This is a genomic window from Tessaracoccus sp. MC1756 (assembly GCF_014164735.1).
GTDB lineage: Bacteria > Actinomycetota > Actinomycetes > Propionibacteriales > Propionibacteriaceae > Arachnia.
In genome coordinates, this window is the sequence record NZ_JACJFZ010000001.1 from 754,261 (window position 1) to 773,148 (window position 18,888).

Here is an 18,888-nt window from a genome sequence, read left to right on the forward strand (position 1 = left end):
CCCCATGCGTACCACCCGCAGCCAAGCCTCCACGGGCGGCCTCCCGCAGGTCGTCGTGCACGTGGACATGGACGCGTTCTACGCCTCGGTCGAGATGGCGCGCCACCCCGAGCTGCGCGACGTGCCCATGTTCGTCGGCGGCTCCACCCGGGGCGTGGTGCTGTCGGCCAACTACCCGGCACGCCGCTACGGCATCACCGCCGGCATGCCGTCGAGCAGGGCCCGGCGGCTCTGCCCCCAGGTGGCCGTCGTGCACCCTGACCACGACCACTACGGTGCGGTCTCCACCGGCATCGGGGAGATCTTCGACACGTTCACGGACAAGGTGGAAATGGCCTCCATCGATGAGGCGTTCATCGACCTCACCACCGCCATGCGCCGCCTCGGTGAGGACCCGGTCACCGTCGGGGAGCAGTTGCGCGCGCAGGTGATGGACGAACAGGGCGTGGCCTGCTCCGTCGGCATCGGCCCCAACAAGTTCATCGCCAAACTGGCCTCGAAGCAGGCCAAGCCGGACGGTTTGCGCCTGGTGCAGGCCCAGGACGTGATCGCGTTCCTGCACCCGCTGCCCGTCGATGCCATCTGGGGAGTGGGTGAGGTCACTGCCGGCAAACTGCGCAAGCTGGGGCTGGAGACCGTACGGGACCTGGCGAACACGCCCCGGGCCACACTGCAGCGCGCCATGGGCGACCACCTCGGTGCCATGCTGTTCGACCTCTCCTGGGGCCGCGACGAGCGCTCGGTGCTGGCCCGTCAACCCGCGGAGCACAGCGTCGGCTCGCAGGAGACGTTCGCCCGAGACACCGACGACGCCGCCATCGTCGCCACAGAGATCCTGCGGATGGCGGAACGCACCGCCGCCCGCATGCGGGCGCAGGAGATGGTGAGCCGCACGGTGACGTTGTCGGTCCGGTTCGCAGACTTCACCACCATCACCCGTACCGGCACGCTCAAGGCGTTCACGGACCGCACCAACGACGTCTACGCGGAGGCCATGCGGCTCTACGGCAAACTCAACCTGCAGCGCGCCCGCGTCCGGCGGGTGGGTGTGCGGATGGAGAAACTCGTGCCGAAGGCCACCACCTACGAGCAGCCCGCCCTCGACGAGCCGGCGCACGGGTGGAGCGAAGCGGAACAGGCGGTGGACAGGGCGGTGCTGCGCTTCGGCCCGAAGGCGGTGCAGCGGGCCAGACTCACCCGCCGGCCCGCGCTCCACGCCTCGTGACCACTAACGCACCCCCGCGAATCCCGGTACCCCGCCCCGGTATAGCGTTGGCACCACCATCAGATGTGAGGACCCTAAGTGAAGAAGACCCTGATCGCCCTGGCCACAGTCGCACTGCTGCCCGTCGTCGCGGCCTGCTCCGGCGCCCCGGAACCTGTTGGCACCACCGCGACGTCGGCGTCCGCCGAGTCGGAATTCCTTGCGGAGCACAACCTCGACGGCAGGTCGGTACGCGAGATCGTTGAAAGCCTCGACGCCACCAACGATGACCGGGAGGCCGGCCCCTACGGCTCCGTCCGCCCGGGAGAGCTCGTTCTGAGTGACGACACCGGCGCTGAGGTCACGCTGCCCGTCGACGAAGGCTTCTATCTCTCCGTGGCGCCCTACCTGACGCAGACCCACGAGTGCTACAACCACAACCTGGCCTCATGCCAGGGTGAGCTGGCCGGTCAGGAGATCGAGGTGTCCATCGTCACGGCAGAGGGTGAGCAACTCGTCGATGAGACGGTCACCACCTACGACAACGGGTTCGCCGGTTTCTGGCTACCCGCAGGCATCCAGGCCACCATCACGGTGGGCCATGACGGGAAGTCCGCCACGCAGGAGATCTCCACCGGCGTCGAAGACCCCACCTGCATCACCACGATGCAGCTGGTCTGAGTCTCAGAGGTCGCCCTGCTGACGTCGACGCCAGCGCTCCTCGAGCTTGTCCATGAAGTCCTGGCTGGATCCCGCACCGGGGGAGGTGCGGGGGCCGCCTGAACGGGGCCGACTGGGCTGCGCGTCGTCAGACACGCGCCGCCAGGAACTGATTCCCACGAGGGCGCCGCCGAGCATCAACAGGAAGCCGCCGATACTGACGGCCGGATGGACCTGCACACCCACGAGAAGCACCACGACGCCCACGATGAACACGAGCCCTGCGATGGCGGCGCGACGACGGTGCAACTTGACCTGCGTGGTGCCGCTGAGTGCGTCGGCAAGCTTCGGGTCCTCAGCCTTCAACGACGCCTCAAGCTGTTCTAGCAGCCTCTGTTCCTGTTCAGACAGCGCCATGGCCTTCTCCCTTACTACCGGTGGCGACCATTCTATGCCGGGGAATCCCCAACCCCAAGAGCAATCTGGCTACCGGCCCAGCCGCCACAGCGACGCGGGCAGCAGCACGGCACGCAGGCGCGCTCCCCGGGTGGCCTGGCCGGCAAGCGCCTTGCGTAGCGTGCCCACCTCCGCAGGGAGCTCGGTGACGGGCGCGCCGTCGCGGGAGTACCGGCTGCGCTCCACCGTCGCGGCGATGGCGGCGAGCGACTCCGCGCCCCGGGGTGACAACTGTTCCGCCGCCTCCCGGCCGGCCGGTCCGGGTGAACCCTCGGGCCAGCGCAGGCCGTAGTCGGCGAACATGGCCTGCACCTCCCGCCAAGCCCGGTCGGTCGCCTGGCCGGGGTCGCCGTCGGACCGCAGACGCGAGGCGCGCAGCCCCAGGCGGACTAGGGCGGGCAGGGCGAGCGCCAGCAGCACCAGCAGGGCGATCAGCAGCCCCCGGACCACCGGCCCCGGGCTCTCGTCCACCGCTGTCGGCGCCGTCGGTACCGGCTGCATGGTGGGCGGCACCGTGGTGGGCTGCGGGGTGGGCACCGCGCTGGGCGTGGGCGACGGCGACGGGCTCGTGGCAGGCTGCATCGCCGAGGGGTCCACGTACTCCGGGTCGCCCTGGTACGCGGGGGTGGGCTCGAACGGCACCCAGCCCAGGCCCTCGAAGTACAGCTCGGGCCACGAGTGGGCGTCGTGCGAGGTCACCAGGTAGCTGCCGTCCGCCTGCTGTTCACCGGGGACGAACCCGACGGCCATCCGGGCGTCGATGCCTTCGATCCTCGCCATGGTGATCATCGCGGCGGCGAAGTGGATGCAGTAACCCGAGCGGGCCTCCAGCAGGAAGCTCGAGATCGTGTCCGTCCCTGCGGTGTTGGGGGCCTCGAGCGTGTAGCGGAAGGCGTCGGAGCGCAGGAATCGCTGAATGGCCAGGGCCTTCTCGCCCGCGGTGGTCGCGCCGGCGACCACGTCGCTGGTCAGGGCGGTGACGGCGGGGCTGAGGCCGGCGGGGACCTCACGTGTGACGGCGCTGGGCAGGCTGCCGGGGCTCGCCTGCGACACCTCCTCGCGCGTGGGGGAGGGCAGCGTGGACTCGACGCGGTAGCCCAGGTTGACCGTCTGCTGCGTGCGGTTCGGGCCCGAGGCGACGATCGCGAGCGTGTCCGGGTCGTGGCTCCACGCTCCCTCGGCCTCGTAGGAGGCCGCCGCGAACGGGGCCGGCAGGTACTCGGACGGCACCGCATCCATCTGCACGTCGACCGTCACCTGCTCGCCGGGGAAGTCGTGGTCGGCGTCCAGCCCCGAGCGGCTGAGCGACATCGGCACCAGTCCGGCGCCGGAGGAACTGAGGTTGGGAAGCGCCACGGTGCGCATGTACACCGGCCCGCCGGTGCTCGTGCGGTACGTCAGCACAGGGCTGTCCGTGGGGCGGCGCAGGTCCTGGTCGAGCCGCACGGTGGGGTCGCTGAGCTGGATGGGGCCGTCCTGGCCGCCCTCCGTCCAGGGACGCTTGTCTCCCAGGGGCACCATGGCCGACACCAGGATCGCCACCACCAGCGCGGCAGCGCCGAACGCCAACCCGACGGAGACCCGCGACAGGTGGTGGGAGCTCGCACGGGAGGCCTTGCCCGCCGCTTCGCCCGCGCCCGTGGAGCTCAACAGGATGGCGATGAAGCCGACGACGACGGGCACGAGCAGCAGCCAGTCGAGGTCGTCGATGCGCACGAGCGCCGCGACGCCGTAGGTCAACGCCAGGGGCGCGATCGTCCAGGCGGGCTGCTCGAGACCGTTGACCAGCAGTTCGACGATGATCACCAGCAGGGCCGCGAGGATGAGGCAGAGCCACACCAACCCGGGTTCCGGCTGCAGTGGCGGCACGCCGGTGCGGATCACCTCGACACCGTCTGCGGTGAGCGCCCGGAGCGAAACCAGGGGATCCCCCCGGGGCGCCAGCGCCAACCCGCGCCAGGCGAGCACGCCGAGGATCACGAGCAGCTGGACGAAGAGGACCAGCGCCCGCGGCGCCCGCAGCAGCCCCATGACGAGCCCGACGGTGCCGGCCGCGCCCAGGATGAACCAGGCGTGCGCCCACACCTGCTGGGTGTCGGAGACCAGCGTGGACAACGGCAGCATCGACAACCACACGGCAGCGGCCACGATCACGTGCGAGAACGGGTGGTGGGTGAACCTCATGTCGTCACCCGCTGCCACACCTGCGGAACGGGCTCGCCCGGGCGGAACGTCTCGACGCGCCACCCCCGGCCGAGCAGGAACCTGAGCGCCTCGCGGTGCTCGTCGTGCTCGGCGTCCCAGGCTGAGGCGTCCGGCGCCAGGGCGATCAGGCTGCGCGCCCGTCCGCCTGCGGCGGCGAGGGCGGCCGCGTCCGCGTTCGACAGGAGGCCGGTCACGGCCACGAGCGAGGCCACCGAGGTCAGCAGCTCAGGGTCGTCGACGGCGGAGCCGAGCCACGTCTCCTCCGAGGTGGGAAGGTCCGTCATCGCCTCGATCATCAACTGGCGCGAGGCCTCGCCCACGCTGTGCCCCGTCTCGAAGACGCGGCCCGAGGGGGCGATGATGGCGAGCTTGTGGCGGCCCTCACTCAGGAGGGCGGCCACGGAGGTGACCGCGGAGACGGCCCACTCGAGGGAGCCGTCGGCGCCGTCGCCCAGGTGCGCGCTGCGGCGGGTGTCCACGATGAGGGTGCTCGACGGGTCCCACGGGTGCTCCTCGAGCCGCACCATGAGGTCGTCCTTCTTGGCCGTCATCTTCCAGTGCACGCGGCGCATGTCGTCGCCGTGCCGGTGTTCACGCACGAGGACGTCGTCGGCGCCTGCGGAGCCGATCCGCTGGGGGGTGGCGTCGCCGGCGCTGCCGAGCCCGGCGCCCCCGGCCAGGTCGTCGAGCCGCCAGATGCGCGGCGTGACGCGGAGCACGGAATCGCGTCCCTTGGCGATGAAGCCGCGCAGCGCCAGCCCGAGCGGGTCGCCGGCCTGGGCCCAGAGGGGGCCGACGCTGAACCGGCCGCGGCGCAGCGCCTCGACGGTGTAGCCCACCGCCTGGCTCCATTCGCCGAAGCCGCGCGCGATGACGAAGGACGCGCCGCCGCCCAGCGACGCGTCGGCGGCATCGTGGAACCGCAGCGCCGACGCCTGGGCAGGCGACTGGTTCAGCACGTGGAGCACCACCCTGGTGGACGTGCCGACGGGGATGGTGGGTGGGGTCAGGGAGCGTTCATGGGTCACGAGGGGACGCGCGAGGACGAGGTAGCCCAGCGCCAGCAGCGGCAGCGCAGCCATGACCAGGCCGACCCACAGCACGTCGACCTCACCGATGTAGGCGGCGCCGCCGATGACCAGCGCCCCGCTCAGCAGCAGCGTGGCGCCGCGTCCGGTCAGCCGGGTGCCTCGACGCACCGGTCAGCTCCTGGCAGGGGTGGGCACCGAGGCCAGCACGGACGTGATGACGTCTGCCGGGTCACGGCGTGCCACCTGGGCCTCCACAGTGGGCAGCACCCGGTGGGAGAGCACCTCGGCGGCGAGGGAGCGCACGTCCTCGGGGATGACGTAGTCGCGCCCACCGAGAGCCGCCTCCACGCGCGCCGCTCGCATGAGGTGCAGGGAGGCGCGGGGGCTGGCGCCGAGCCGGAGATCAGGGTGCTGGCGCGTGGCCTCGACGATGCTGACGATGTAGTCGTTGATCACCGGGGCCACGAACACGCCCCGGATGGCGTCGATGGCGGCGGCGACGGAGGCGGCGTCCGTGACGGCGCTGACCGTGGCGAGCTGGTCACCGCTGGCGTGGTGGGTGAGCATCGCCACCTCGGCGGCGCGGGCCGGGTACCCCATGGTGATGCGGGCCATGAAGCGGTCCCGCTGGGCCTCGGGGAGGGGATAGGTGCCCTCCATCTCAATGGGGTTCTGGGTGGCGATGACCATGAACGGTTGACGCAGTTGGTAGGTCTTGCCGTCTGCCGAAACCTGGCTCTCCGCCATCGCCTCGAGCAGGGCCGACTGCGTCTTGGGGGAGGCGCGGTTGATCTCGTCCCCCAGCACGATGTGGGCGAAGATCCCGCCGGGCTTGAACTCGAATTCGCGCGTCGACTGGTTGAACACCGACACGCCGGTGACGTCGCTGGGCAACAGGTCCGGCGTGAACTGGATGCGCTTGACGTCACCGGAGATGGCGCGTCCGAGCGACTTCGCCAGGACCGTCTTCCCCACGCCCGGGACGTCCTCTATAAGAAGGTGTCCCTCCGCCAGGAGCACGATCACGGCCATGCGGATCTGATGGGGCTTGCCCTCGATCACGCGCGCCATCTCCGCGGCGATGCGGCTGGCGAGTTGGGACACCTCATGCAGTGACGGTGTGGCGGGCTGGTTCACCGGAGGCTCCTCGATGTTCGTGCGGCAAGCAAACCAAGACTAACCGCGCCCGGAAGCGGGCACGCGTATCGCTCGACAACCTACCCACTTCCCGCCAGATGGAGGACAGGTGTGCCCCCGGACCCCTCTCGAGCGGAAAAAGGCGAACAAGCACAACCCACCGACAAAAAGTGGTGGGCCGGTGGGGGAAAGTGGGGTACCGTGGTGCGCAGTGGGGCAAAGTGGATGACAAGTGGGGGAAGGAGGCCTGGCATCGCATGTTTTTCATGGGGACGTACACACCGAAACTCGACGAGAAGGGCCGGCTGATCCTTCCCGCCAAGTTCCGCGACGCGCTCGAGGATGGCCTGGTCGTCACCAGGGCGCAGGACAGGTCGCTTGCGGTGTACCCGAGGGCCACCTTCGAGGCCAAGATGTCCGCCCTCATGAGCGCCCCCAGCACCGTGAAGCAGGTCCGTGACTACCAGCGCATGTTGATGGCCGGGGCCAGCGATGAAGTTCCAGACAAGCAGGGGCGCATCACCATCCCGCCCCCGCTGCGCGAGTACGCGAATCTGGATCGCGAGGTCGTGGTGATCGGCGCCGGAGAACGCGCCGAGATCTGGGACGCCCAGGCATGGCACGAGTACTCCCAGGCCAGCGAGGAGGGTTTCTCCGAGATGGATGACGAATTCGTCGCACTCACCGGCTTGTGACCCAACCGGTGGCTCCCGGCCGGTCAGGCCCTGATCTCACTTCCCCGATGTCAGGTCCGGCCCGGAAGGGAACCACTGGAGGGGTCACCCACCAGGACAACAGCTTTGAAGAAGGGTCGAAACAGCATCATGCAGGGCTTCACAGACGTGCACGATCCGGTCATGCGCGACCGCATCGTCGATCTGCTGCGCCCGGCACTGTCACGGCCGGGCGCCATCTACGTCGACGGCACCCTCGGTCTCGCCGGGCACGCCATCGCGATCCTCGAGGCCTGCCCCGAGGCCCGGTTGATCGGCATCGACCGCGACCTCGACGCGCATGCCGTCGCCCGCGAACGACTCGGTGACCTGGCGGAGCGCGCCACCCTGGTGCACGCCGTCTACGACGAACTGCCCGAGGTGCTCGACGACCTCGGGATCGAGAGCGTTGACGCCATCCTGCTGGACCTCGGCCTCAGCTCCCTCCAGATCGACCGCACCGAGCGGGGCTTCGCCTATCGGGTCGACGCACCCCTCGACATGCGGATGAACCCGACGGAGGGCCCGACCGCCGCCGACGTGCTCAACACCTACCCGGCCCGCGACCTCTCCCGGATCCTGTCGCGCTACGGCGAGGAACGCTTCGCGGACCGCATCGCCCGGGCCATCGTCGAGCACCGCCCGTTCGAGACCTCCGCCAGGTTGGTGGAGACCATCTCTGGTGCCATCCCCGCCGCGGCCCGCCACACCGGCGGCCACCCGGCCAAGCGCACCTTCCAGGCGTTGCGCATCGAGGTCAACCGCGAACTCGAGGCCCTCAACGGCGTGTTGCCGGCGGCCATCGACGCGCTCGCCCTGGGCGGCCGGATGGCGGTGCTGAGCTACCACTCGCTCGAGGACCGCGCCGTCAAGCGGGCCTTCGCCGCCAAGGCCACCGACCGCGGACCCCGCGACATGCCGTTGGTTCCTGACCACCTCAAGGCAGAACTGGCCCTGCTCACCCGCGGCGCCGAGAAGCCCACCCCCGAAGAGACGGCCGCCAACCCCAGGGCGGCCTCCGCGCGACTCCGCGTGGCCGAACGAATCAAGGAGGCAGCATGAGCGCCGAGCCCATCACCACCGACGATCCGGTCGCGGCCGCGCCCGCCCGGCCCAGGCTGGGGCTGGTTCCGCAGTCCGTCGGGGCCACCGTCTCGACGGTGGGCTTCGTCAGCATCCTCCTCGGCCTGATCGCCGTCGGTCTGGCCGGCGTGACGATCGTGACCACCAATGTGGGGGCTCAGTCGCGTGAGCTCTCGAGCCTTCGCCGCGATGCGACGGAGCTCAGCTACACGGCGGCCGCGCTCGAGTCGCACATCCAGCGGATGTCCAGCGCCAATGCGCTCGCCCTGCGCGCCAGCGAACTCGGCATGGTGCCCAACCCGTATCCCGCCTTCATCAACCTGGCCGACGGGACCGTGACCGGCGTGCCCACCCCTGCCACCGAGGACGAGATGCCCTTCCTGCGCGGCATCGCCACCAAGCCCGTCCCGGCTCCTGCGCTGCCCACCCCGACCCCGGCGGCGCAACCCGTCGACCCCGGTGCGGACAGCGAACTGGTGGCAGTCGGAGCGCCTGGAGCCCAGCAGTGAGCGGGGAGAAGCGGCCCCGCCAGAGGCGGCCCGCCGAGCAGCCTCCCGCCCAGAAGCGCCCGGCCCAGAAGCGCCCGGCCCAGCAGCGGACCACGCAGAAGCAGTCAGCCAAGAAGCAGGCGGTCAAGAAGCAGGCTTCCAGCCGCACGACCGCGGCGAAGCCGGCCGCCAAGCCGAAGCTGCGCACCTCCAAACCAGCCGGAGCACCCCGGACCTACCGCAAGACGGTGCGCCTGCCCGTGGGGCGGTCATCCGTGCGGATCCGCGTGTTCATGCTGGTGTTCGCCCTCCTGCTCGGCGTGGCGGGGGTGCGGGCCGTCCAGCTCCAGGGCCTCGATTCCCAGGCGTTCGCTGCCGAGGCCGCCGCCAAGATGCAGTCGAAGCGGGAGTTGCCGGCCACGCGCGGCGAGATCCTCGACCGCAACGGTGTGGTTCTGGCCAGCACGGAGCCGGCCATGCTCGTGTCCATCGATCCCGACATGGTGCGCACCAACGGGGCCGACAAGCGCTACGCCATGAGCAAGCGGAAGCTGGAGGAGACCGAGCTGGCGCCCAACGCGGTGGCCGAGATCCTCGCCAAGCACCTCGGCGGCCGCAAGGAGAAGTACCTCACGCTGATCGACACGCCCGACTCCCGCTACGAGATCGTCGCCCGACGGGTCCCCGCGGCAACCTTCAGTGCCATCGAGGCGGACATGAAGGCCGGCCTGAACGGCGAAGGGAAGCGTCGCTGGTACGGCGTCTTCGGCACCCCTGATCCCATCCGCGTCTACCCCAACCGGTCGGTCGCCTCCAACGTGGTGGGCTTCGTCAACGCCGAGGGCGACGGCGCGGCCGGCCTGGAATACGCGCTCGACGAGCACCTCGAGGGCACCCCCGGTGAGCAGGTCTACGACGCCTCCACCTACGGCCGCATCCCGCTGGGCACCAACATCATGACCCCGCCGGTGGACGGCGCCTCGTACGAGTTGACGCTGGATTCGGACCTGCAGTGGATGACGGAACAGGCCCTGGCAGACGGCATGCGGCAGGCCCAGGCCAAGACCGGCACTGCTGTCGTGATGAACATCCACACCGGCGAGATCCTCGCGCTGGCCAACGGCCCGAGCTTCGATTCCGCCAACCCCAGCGCCGCAGACGGCGACAACCTCGGCAACCGCGCGGTGACCGAGGTCTACGAGCCCGGCTCGGTGCAGAAGGTCCTGACGATGGCCGCCCTGGCGGACCAGGGTCTGGTGACCCCCGACACCAAGCGGGTCGTGCCCGGGAGCATCGCCTCCGGCGGCGGCGTGGTCCGCGACTCCTTCTCGCACGGCGACCTCAAGCTGACGGCCCGCGGGATCGTCGCGCAGTCGTCGAACGTCGGCATGATCATGCTCACGCGTGACCTCGAGAAGCAGACCATCAGCGACTACCTCTCGTCGTTCGGGCTCGGCGCCAAGCCCGGCACCGGCCTGCCCGGCGAGTCCACCGGCCAGATCCCCACCAAGGACATGCCGGACTACACGCGCGACCAGATCTCGTTCGGCCAGGGCCTCAGCGTGAACGCGGTGCAGATGGCCGCGGCGGTCGCCGCCGTGACCAACGGCGGCACCTACCACCAGCCGGTGATCATCAAGTCCGCGACGGCGGCTGACGGCACCGAGATCGAACTGCCGCAGCCCGAGAGCCGCCGCGTCATCTCGGACGAGGCCTCCGCGTCCGTGGTCGAGATGATGGAATCGGTGATCACGCTCAACGACAACCGCCGGATCCCGGGGTACCGGACCGCGGGCAAGTCCGGCACCGCCCAGCGCTTCGACCCGCAATGCAAGTGCTACAACGGCTACACCGCCTCGTTCGTGAACGTGGCGCCCGCCGAGGACCCGCAGCTGCTGGTCTATGTGGTCCTCGACCGACCGCGCAACGGCAACCTCGGCAGCCGACTGGCCCTGCCCGTGACGAACAACATCCTCTCGCTGGCGCTGCCACGCTATAACGTGGCACCCTCAACCACGGAGGCACCCGATCTGCCCACCACTTTTGACTGACATGACATCGATCCGGCCCACCGAGACCACGGCGGCCCCGCTCACCGAACTGGTGGCGGGGCTCGGCCTCGTCGGCGACATCGGCAGCTCGACGCTCATCACCGGCATCAGTCTCAGTTCGCAGGAGATCCTGCCCGGCTGGCTGTACGTGGCGTTGCCCGGCAGGCAGCGGCACGGCGCGGACTTCGCCCGGGCCGCCGTCGACGCCGGCGCCGCCGCAGTGCTCACAGACGACGAGGGGGCCGCCCGGCTGACCGGGCTCGAGGTGCCGGTGCTCGTGGCTGGCGACGTGCGCGCGGCCATGGCGGTCGTCTCAGCGCGGGTCTTCGGTGAACCCGCACGGCGCCTCACGACGCTGGGCGTGACCGGCACGAACGGCAAGACGACCACCGTCGCGCTCATCAAGGCCGGGCTGATGGCCGCTGGGCGGGTGGCCGGCACGATCGGCACCATCGGCTTCGGCCTGGGCGGCGAGGAGTTGAACTCCAGCAGGTCGACGGTGACCACCCCGGAGTCGCCGGACCTGCAGGCGCTGCTGGCGGTGATGGAGGAGCGCGGAGCCGATTCGGTGGCCGTGGAGGTGAGCTCGCACGCGATGGCCCTCAGCCGGGTCGACGCCATCGAGTTCGACGTGGCCGCGTTCCTCAACCTGGGCCGTGACCACCTCGACTTCCACCACACTCTGGAGGAGTACCTCGCGGCCAAGTCCAGGCTTTTCGAGCCGGGCCGCGCCCGCACCAGCGTGGTCTGGACCGACGACAGCGCCGGCGTCGAGATCGCCGGCCGGGTCGCCGGACACGGGCAGAGCCGGCTGATCACCGCCGGCACCGGACCACAGGTCGACTACCGGATGAGCGACTACCGCCCCGTCCATCCCCTCGGCGGCGTCGCCACGGTGACCCGTCGGGGCGAGGACCTGACCCTGGAGCTGAGCCTGCCGGGTGTCTACAACATGATCGACGCCGTGGTGGCGCTCGCCATGCTGGAAGCGGTCGGCGTGCCCGTGGAGGCCGCGCTGCGTGGCCTGGCCACCGCCCAGATCCCCGGGCGGATGCAGCGGGTCCACCTGGGCCCCGATGCGCCGTTGACGGTCGTGGACTTCGCCCACACCCCGCAGGCGGTCGAGGCTGCCCTCCGGTCCCTCCAGGGAATCGGCACGCTCGTGTGCGTGCTGGGCTGCGGCGGCGACCGGGATGCAGAGAAGCGTCCGGACATGGGCGCCGTGGCGGCCAGGCTCAGCGATGTGACGATCATCACCGACGACAACCCCCGCTCCGAGGACCCGGCCGCGATCCGCGCCGAGGTCATGGCGGGCGCACGTCGTGCCCAGCGGCCGGGCACCGAGGTGCTGGAGGTACCCGGGCGGCGCGCCGCCATAGAGACCGCCTTGGGGCGGGCCGGTGGCGATACTGTGGTGGCGATCCTCGGCAAGGGGCACGAACGTGGCCAGATCCTGGCAGACCGCACCGTCGACTTCGATGATGTCGAGGAGGCGGCCCGTGCCTGGGGCCGCGGCGGTGAGGAAGGAGATCCGCATGCGCGTGCGCACGATGTTTGAGTTGGTGGAGTTGATCCAACCGGCCCCCGTCGAGCTGTTCGGCGACGACACCGACGTGGAGGTGGGCCCTGACGTCGTCATCGACAACCGTGAGGCCACCGAGGGGTCGCTCTTCGTCGCCATTCCAGGCGAGCGCGCCGACGGACACGATTATGCAGCGGCAGCCGTCGAGGCGGGCGCGCGCGGCATCATCGGGATGTACGGCACGGCCGCAGAGGTGCCGCACATCCTCGCGGAAGACTCCATCACGGCCATGAGCTGGCTCGCCCGCGGCATCGTCCGTGAGGAACGTGCCCGCGGCATGGTCTCCATCGGCATCACCGGCAGCTCAGGCAAGACCAGCACCAAGGACCTGATGGCCCAGGTCTTCGAGGCCGCCGGCCCGACGGTGGCCCCCGTCGGTTCCCAGAACAATGAGGTCGGCGTGCCGCTGACCGCGTGCCGCGTCGACGCCGACACCCGGTACCTCATCTCGGAGATGGGCGCCCGCGGCAAGGGGCACATCGCCTGGCTCACCTCGATCGTCGGGCTCGACGTCGGCGTGTGCCTCAATGTGGGCCGCGCCCACGTCGGCGAGTTCGGGGGAGTGGAGGCCACCGCCGTCGCCAAGTCCGAGATCGTGGCGGATCTGGCGGAGGACGGCTGGGCCGTGCTCAACGCCGACGACCCCGCCGTCGCGGGCATGGCCGCCGTCACCAAGGCTCGCATCGCCTGGTTCGGCGAGGGCCAGCTGGACGGCGGCGACCTCCGGGTCAGCGCCCGCAACGTCACCATGAACGCCCTGAGCCAGCCCAGCTTCGAACTCGTCGCGATGGACTCCGACGGTGAACGCACCGCGCAGGTCTCGCTCGGCGTGATCGGCCGGCACCAGGTGCCCAACGCGCTCGCCGCCGCCGCCGCCGCCCTCGCGGTGGGCCTCGACATCGATCTGGTGGCGCGGGCCCTCTCCGGGGCCGTGCAGCGCTCGAGTTGGCGGATGGAACTCATCCCGCGTCCCGACGGCGTGCTCGTGCTGAACGACTCCTACAACGCCAACCCGGATTCCATGGCCGCCGCGCTCGCGACCGCCGTCGAACTGGTGCACGGCACACGCGGCGAACATCCCGACGCGCGGGTCGTGGCGGTGCTCGGCGACATGCTCGAGCTCGGCCCGCTGGCGGACGACCTCCACGAGGAGGTGGGCAGGCTCGCCGCGGACCTCGGTGTCGCCGAGGTGGTCGCTGTCGGTGACCTGGCCGACAGGATCGTGGCCGGCGCCACCGGTGAGGGCATCACCGCGCGGACGGCGAATCGCGATGAGGTCGTGGACTCCCTTACGCTGAATCCCGGCGACGTCGTGCTCATCAAGGGATCCCGCGGCGTGGGTCTCGAAACGGTGGCGGCCGCACTGGCCGGTAAGGACGGAGCGGCGAAGTGATCAACATCCTCACGGCAGGTTCGCTGTCGTTGCTGTTCTCCCTGATCGGCACTCCTCTGCTGATCAAGTTCCTGACCAGGCGACAGTACGGTCAGTTCATCCGCGAGGACGGCCCCACCACGCACCACGTCAAGCGTGGCACCCCCACCATGGGCGGCCTGGTGATCATCGTCGCGGTCGTCCTCGCCTACACCGTCACGCACCTGGTGCGCTGGCAGGCGCCGACGGTGTCGGGCCTGCTGCTCATCGGGCTGGCGGTCGGCATGGGCTTCCTGGGCTTCCTCGACGACTGGTCGAAGATCTCCAAGGAGCGCAGCCTGGGGCTCACCCCGCGCGGCAAGCTCATCGGCCAGGCGCTCATCGGCGGCGGGTTCGCCGTCGCCGCACTGACGCTGCCGAATCACCGCGGCATCACACCGGCGTCGCCGGCCATCTCCTTCCTGCGCGACATCCCGTGGCTCACGATGCCCCTGGTGCTGGCGGTGCTGTTCATCGTCTTCCTGATCGCTGCCTGGTCCAATGCCGTCAACATCACCGACGGCCTCGACGGGCTCGCCGCCGGCTCCGCCACCCTGGTCTTCGCCGCGTACACCATCGTCAACATCTGGCAGTTCAACCAGTGGTGCTCGCGGCCCTCGGTGGCCCGATCAATGGCGGCACGCTGCTACGAGGTGCGCGACCCCAACGACCTCGCGGTACTGGCCATCGCCTTCGCCGGAGCCACCTTCGGCTTCCTGTGGTGGAACGCCAAGCCCGCCAAGATCTTCATGGGTGACACCGGGTCCATGGCGATCGGCGCCACACTCGCCGGTCTGTCGGTGATGACCCGCACCGAACTGCTGCTCGTCGTGCTCGGTCTGCTGTTCGTCCTCGAGGTCGGCTCGGTGGCGCTGCAGGTGAGCTACTTCAAGGCGACCAAGGGCAAGCGCATCTTCAAGATGTCGCCCATCCACCACCACTTCGAGCTGAAGGGCTGGGATGAGGTCACCGTCGTCATCCGCTTCTGGATCATCTGCGGCCTGTGCGTGGCCGCCGGCATGGGCGTGTTCTACGCGGAGTGGGTGACGGGCTCGTGACCCTGGATTGGATCCCCACCGCCACCCGGCTTTCCGAATGGCCCTCCGCGCAGGTCGTCGTCGCCGGCCTCGGTGTGTCTGGCTTCGCCGCGGCCGACGGCCTGATGTCGCTCGGCGCGAAGATCATCGTCCTCGACGAGTCCACCGCGCATGCTGACAAGGCCGAACTCCTCGAGAAGCTCGACGTGACCGTGCGGCTCGGCCCAGGGTCGACGGCGGAGCTGCCGCCCGGCACGGACCTCGTCGTCACCTCACCCGGATGGCGCCCCTCCGCGCCGCTGCTGCGCCAGGCGGCAGCCGCCGGCGTGCCCATCTGGGGCGAGACGGAACTGGCCTGGCGCATGATGCAGCCCGACAGGGTCATCCCGTGGTTGGGCGTCACCGGCACCAACGGCAAGACCACCACCACCCAGATGGTCGAGTCGATGCTGATCGCCGACGGCCGGAAGGCCGCAGCGGTGGGCAACATCGGCCGGCCCATCATCGAGGCCATCCTCGACGACGTCGAGTACGACGTGTTCGCCGTCGAGCTCAGCAGCTTCCAACTCCACTGGATGAACAACATCAACCTGCACGCCGCTGTGGTGCTCAACGTGCACCCCGACCACCTCGAGTGGTACGAGGGCGTGCCCGACGCCATGGAGCGCTACTCCGCGGAGAAGGCCAAGATCTACGAGGGCGTGACACACGCGTGCGTGTACAACGTCGATGAGCCCGTGACGGAGCGGATGGTCGAGGAGGCGGAGGTCGTCGAGGGCGCCCGCGCCATCGGCTTCACGCTCGGCACCCCCGCCATCTCCATGCTCGGCGTCGTCGACGACCTCCTCGTCGACCGGGCCTTCGTCGAACAGCGCCGCGATTCGGCCCTCGAGCTGGCCAAAGTCTCGGACGTGCAGCCGGCCGCTCCGCACAACGTCGCCAACGCCCTGGCGGCTGCGGCGCTGGCGCGCAGCTACGGCGTGCACCACACCTCCGTCGCCAAGGGTCTCCAGCGGCTCCAGTTGGGCGGTCACCGCATCCAGCAGATCGCCCAGGCCGACGGCATCCGGTGGATCGACGACTCCAAGGCCACCAACCCCCACGCCGCCAACTCCGCCATGCAGGCCTTCGACTCCTTCGTATGGATCGCCGGCGGCCAGGCCAAGGGCACCACCTTCGACGAGCTGATCGAACGGCACCGCGGCAAGCTGCGGGCCGCCGTCGTCATCGGCGTGGACCGGCACCTCATCGCCGACACGCTTGCCCGACACGCGCCCGACGTCCCCGTCCGGGTGCTGGACAGCAGCGACACTGGGGTGATGGACGAGGTCGTCGCTCTGGCTGGGCAGTTCGCCCGCCCCGGCGACGCGGTGCTGCTCTCCCCGGGCTGTGCCAGCCTGGACATGTTCGACAGCTACTCGGCACGCGGGGACGCGTTCGCCGAGGCGGCACAGCGGTATCTCGGGTAGGTACAGGACAGGAGGGATCACGACCATGGCGTCCGACGCAGCCACTTCCCCCACGGCGCGGTTCACCATCTGGTCCCAGGTGCGGGCACTCGCAGCCTCGCCGATGGCCCCGTACTATTTCGTCGCCGCGAGCGTCACCGTGCTGATCGGCATCGGCCCATTGATGGTGCTCAGTTCCTCGGCAGCGCTGGCTCAGTCCACCCAGGACGGCCCCTACCACTACGCCCTCAGGCAGCTTGCCTTTCTCGCCGTCGGCCTGGTGTTCCTCGTGATACTCAGCCGCCTGCCGTCCTCCCTGTTGCGAAGGTTCGGCTGGCTGTTCTGGGTGATCGCCGTCGGCCTCCTGATCGCCGTCCAGATCCCGGGCCTCGGCGTGCTCGTCAACGGCAACCGCAACTGGCTCCTCATCGGAGGCAGCCAGTTCCAGCCCTCGGAGTTCGCCAAGCTGGCCCTCGTCGTGTGGTGCGGCACGATCTTCCACGTGAAGCGCGGTAGGCTGCACGAACCGTGGCAGTTGGCCGTCCCGTTCGTGCCGCTCGGAGGGCTCATCCTGGCCCTCGTGCTGGCCGGCCGCGACCTGGGCACCGGCCTCATCATCGGCCTCATCCTCGTTGCGGTGATGTGGTTCATCGGCACGTCGCTGCGGGTGCTGCTGCCCCTGGGTGCGGCCGTGACCGGGCTGGCGCTGCTGCTGGTCTACGGCTCGGGCAACCGCATGAGCCGCATCAGCGTGTTCCTCGACCCGCAGTCCAACACGGACCTCTCGTCGCAACCCATGGCAGCGCTGTATGCGCTGGCCTCGGGCGGCTGGTGGGGGCTCGGCCTCGGCGCCTCGAAACAGAAGTGGGGCGGGCTCAAGGACGGCGCCCACACAGACTTCATCTTCGCCGTCATCGGCGAGGAGCTCGGGCTGTTCGGGGTGCTGCTGATCATCGCGATGTTCGCCCTGCTCGGCTGGGCGGGGCTGGAGATCGCCATCCGGTCGGACAAGATGTTCAACCGCGTCGTCGCGGCCGGCATCACCGCCTGGTTCCTCGGCCAGGCCACCATCAACATCTTCGTCGTGATGCACCTCCTTCCGGTCCTCGGCGTGCCGCTACCGTTCGTTTCATCCGGCGGCTCGGCGCTCATCGCCAGCCTCATGGGCGTCGGCGTCCTGCTCTGCCTGGGCCGTGACACTCCGGGGGCGCGGGCGTACCTGGCATCGCGTAAGGTCCCTGCGAGACCGCGCATGACGAGCGTCATGGCGGCAGGCAGGGAGGACTCGTGACCAGTGTGGTGCTCGCCGGCGGTGGTACCGCCGGCCACACGTCGCCGCTCATCGCCACCGCCAAAGCGCTCCTCGCGGCCCGGCCCGACACCACCATCGTGTGCGTCGGTACGGCCAGGGGGCTGGAGACCCGCGTGATCCCTGAGGCGGGTCTCGATCTGGAACTGATCACCCCGGTGCCGCTTCCGCGCACGCTGACCCTGGATCTCGTCAAGCTGCCCTACACGCTGACCCGGTCGGTGATGGAGGCCCGCAGCGTCATCCGCCGGGCGCGGGCCGATGTGGTCGTTGGTTTCGGCGGCTACGTCTCCATCCCGGTGTACCTGGCGGCCAGGCTCGCGCGGGTGCCCGTGGTGGTGCACGAGGCCAACAAGCTCCCCGGTATCGCCAACAAGATCGGTGCCCGTTCAGCGAAGTTCGTCGGCACGACGTTCCGCGAGACCCAACTGCCCGGAGGCGTGCTCGTCGGCATGCCGATGAGCCGCTCGATCACCCACCCGTCGGTGGGCGCCCAAGAGGCGCGGTCCCGGTTCGGGCTCGACCAGGAGCGCCCCACGCTCCTGGTCAGCGGCGGCTCGCAGGGAGCGGTGCGCATCAACGACGCCGTCGCGGAGGCGCGCGACGAGTTGCTCGCCGCCGGGATCCAGATCCTGCATGTGCTGGGGCCGAAGAACTTCGACGACACCGTGCACACCGTTGTCACGGGTGCCTCGGGCGCGGAATACCGGCCGGTGGCGTTCGTCTCGGACATGGCCGTGGCCTACGCCGCCGCAGACCTCATGGTCGGCCGGGCGGGCGCCGGCACCGTGATGGAGACCGCCGTCAGCGGCCTCCCCGTCGTGTTCGTGCCGCTGCCCTGGGGCAACGGGGAGCAGGGGAGGAACGCGGCGGAACTGGTCGCCTCCGGCGGCGGCGTTCTGGTGCCCGACGGTGAGATCAGCCGGACTAGACTGGTCGATGTCGTGACCGAGATCCTCGGAGATCGGCAGCGCCTCGCGCAGATGTCGGCCACGTGCCGCGACATGTATCCGGCCGATGCGGCCGAGGTCCTCGCAGCCGCCATCATCGACGCCGTCTGAGAAAGGTCGATC

The 18,888-nt window shown here is 69.9% G+C and carries 16 protein-coding genes; 12 read left to right on the forward strand and 4 right to left on the reverse strand.

Features of this window, described 5'->3' with window-relative positions:
- Positions 1-4 precede the first annotated feature (4 nt).
- Positions 5-1,225 (forward strand): DNA polymerase IV, encoded by a 1,221-nt coding sequence (dinB, locus tag H5393_RS03465; RefSeq protein WP_182765479.1) that lies wholly within the window; start codon positions 5-7, stop codon positions 1,223-1,225.
- Between the two features lie 78 nt (positions 1,226-1,303).
- Positions 1,304-1,885 (forward strand): CueP family metal-binding protein, encoded by a 582-nt coding sequence (locus H5393_RS03470; RefSeq protein WP_182765480.1) that lies wholly within the window; start codon positions 1,304-1,306, stop codon positions 1,883-1,885.
- 3 nt (positions 1,886-1,888) lie between these two features.
- On the opposite strand, the gene H5393_RS03475 is transcribed toward H5393_RS03470, so the two are convergent.
- The 4 genes from H5393_RS03475 to H5393_RS03490 form a co-directional block, all read right to left on the reverse strand.
- Positions 1,889-2,281, reverse strand: coding sequence for a DUF3040 domain-containing protein (locus tag H5393_RS03475; protein ID WP_182765481.1), 393 nt, complete (start codon positions 2,279-2,281; stop codon positions 1,889-1,891).
- 69 nt (positions 2,282-2,350) lie between these two features.
- Positions 2,351-4,504 carry a transglutaminase family protein gene (locus H5393_RS03480; protein WP_182765482.1) on the reverse strand — a complete coding sequence of 718 codons (2,154 nt, stop codon included), beginning with the start codon at positions 4,502-4,504 and terminating at the stop codon, positions 2,351-2,353.
- Positions 4,501-5,724: a DUF58 domain-containing protein gene (locus H5393_RS03485; RefSeq protein ID WP_182765483.1), complete on the reverse strand. Its 1,224-nt coding sequence runs from the start codon at positions 5,722-5,724 to the stop codon at positions 4,501-4,503. The genes H5393_RS03480 and H5393_RS03485 overlap by 4 nt, the downstream gene beginning before the upstream one ends.
- 3 nt (positions 5,725-5,727) lie before the next feature.
- Positions 5,728-6,693 carry an AAA family ATPase gene (locus H5393_RS03490; protein ID WP_370585913.1) on the reverse strand — a complete coding sequence of 322 codons (966 nt, stop codon included), beginning with the start codon at positions 6,691-6,693 and terminating at the stop codon, positions 5,728-5,730.
- Between the two features lie 257 nt (positions 6,694-6,950).
- Between H5393_RS03490 and mraZ the strand changes: the two genes are divergently transcribed.
- From mraZ to murG, 10 genes are all read left to right on the forward strand, one after another.
- Positions 6,951-7,388 (forward strand): division/cell wall cluster transcriptional repressor MraZ, encoded by a 438-nt coding sequence (gene mraZ / locus H5393_RS03495; protein WP_182765484.1) that lies wholly within the window; start codon positions 6,951-6,953, stop codon positions 7,386-7,388.
- A gap of 129 nt (positions 7,389-7,517) precedes the next feature.
- Complete coding sequence (rsmH, locus tag H5393_RS03500) at positions 7,518-8,468, forward strand: 16S rRNA (cytosine(1402)-N(4))-methyltransferase RsmH (protein WP_182765485.1); 951 nt, start codon at positions 7,518-7,520, stop codon at positions 8,466-8,468.
- The gene (locus H5393_RS03505; RefSeq protein WP_182765486.1) at positions 8,465-8,998 is read left to right on the forward strand and encodes a hypothetical protein; all 534 of its coding nucleotides are present in this window, start codon (positions 8,465-8,467) and stop codon (positions 8,996-8,998) included. Before rsmH ends, H5393_RS03505 begins: the two co-directional genes overlap by 4 nt.
- 272 nt (positions 8,999-9,270) lie before the next feature.
- Entirely contained in the window at positions 9,271-11,028 is a 1,758-nt protein-coding gene (locus H5393_RS03510; RefSeq protein WP_182765779.1) for a penicillin-binding protein 2, read from the forward strand.
- A gap of 1 nt (position 11,029) precedes the next feature.
- A complete protein-coding gene (locus H5393_RS03515; RefSeq protein WP_182765487.1) occupies positions 11,030-12,586 on the forward strand; it encodes a UDP-N-acetylmuramoyl-L-alanyl-D-glutamate--2,6-diaminopimelate ligase in 1,557 nt (518 codons plus the stop codon).
- Positions 12,564-14,003 carry a UDP-N-acetylmuramoyl-tripeptide--D-alanyl-D-alanine ligase gene (murF, locus tag H5393_RS03520; protein WP_182765488.1) on the forward strand — a complete coding sequence of 480 codons (1,440 nt, stop codon included), beginning with the start codon at positions 12,564-12,566 and terminating at the stop codon, positions 14,001-14,003. Before H5393_RS03515 ends, murF begins: the two co-directional genes overlap by 23 nt.
- Positions 14,000-15,079, forward strand: coding sequence for a phospho-N-acetylmuramoyl-pentapeptide-transferase (gene mraY, locus H5393_RS03525; RefSeq protein ID WP_182763630.1), 1,080 nt, complete (start codon positions 14,000-14,002; stop codon positions 15,077-15,079). The genes murF and mraY overlap by 4 nt, the downstream gene beginning before the upstream one ends.
- On the forward strand, positions 15,076-16,527 hold the full coding sequence (murD, locus tag H5393_RS03530; protein ID WP_245244234.1) for a UDP-N-acetylmuramoyl-L-alanine--D-glutamate ligase: 1,452 nt from the start codon (positions 15,076-15,078) through the stop codon (positions 16,525-16,527). The genes mraY and murD overlap by 4 nt, the downstream gene beginning before the upstream one ends.
- 25 nt (positions 16,528-16,552) lie before the next feature.
- Entirely contained in the window at positions 16,553-17,797 is a 1,245-nt protein-coding gene (gene ftsW / locus H5393_RS03535; RefSeq protein WP_182763628.1) for a putative lipid II flippase FtsW, read from the forward strand.
- Positions 17,794-18,876, forward strand: a complete 1,083-nt coding sequence (gene murG / locus H5393_RS03540; RefSeq protein WP_182765489.1) for an undecaprenyldiphospho-muramoylpentapeptide beta-N-acetylglucosaminyltransferase — start codon at positions 17,794-17,796, stop codon at positions 18,874-18,876. The genes ftsW and murG overlap by 4 nt, the downstream gene beginning before the upstream one ends.
- The last annotated feature ends 12 nt before the right edge of the window (positions 18,877-18,888 follow it).

Bases quoted from the DNA above. Each gene is read 5' to 3' on its own strand.
- dinB (WP_182765479.1), top strand. From the start codon at position 5: ATGCGTACCACCCGCAGCCAAGCCTCCACGGGCGGCCTCCCGCAGGTC.
- H5393_RS03475 (WP_182765481.1), bottom strand. From the start codon at position 2,281: ATGGCGCTGTCTGAACAGGAACAGAGGCTGCTAGAACAGCTTGAGGCG.
- H5393_RS03480 (WP_182765482.1), bottom strand. From the start codon at position 4,504: ATGAGGTTCACCCACCACCCGTTCTCGCACGTGATCGTGGCCGCTGCC.
- mraZ (WP_182765484.1), top strand. From the start codon at position 6,951: ATGTTTTTCATGGGGACGTACACACCGAAACTCGACGAGAAGGGCCGG.
- rsmH (WP_182765485.1), top strand. From the start codon at position 7,518: ATGCAGGGCTTCACAGACGTGCACGATCCGGTCATGCGCGACCGCATC.
- H5393_RS03505 (WP_182765486.1), top strand. From the start codon at position 8,465: ATGAGCGCCGAGCCCATCACCACCGACGATCCGGTCGCGGCCGCGCCC.
- H5393_RS03510 (WP_182765779.1), top strand. From the start codon at position 9,271: ATGCTGGTGTTCGCCCTCCTGCTCGGCGTGGCGGGGGTGCGGGCCGTC.
- H5393_RS03515 (WP_182765487.1), top strand. From the start codon at position 11,030: ATGACATCGATCCGGCCCACCGAGACCACGGCGGCCCCGCTCACCGAA.
- murF (WP_182765488.1), top strand. From the start codon at position 12,564: ATGCGCGTGCGCACGATGTTTGAGTTGGTGGAGTTGATCCAACCGGCC.
- ftsW (WP_182763628.1), top strand. From the start codon at position 16,553: ATGGCGTCCGACGCAGCCACTTCCCCCACGGCGCGGTTCACCATCTGG.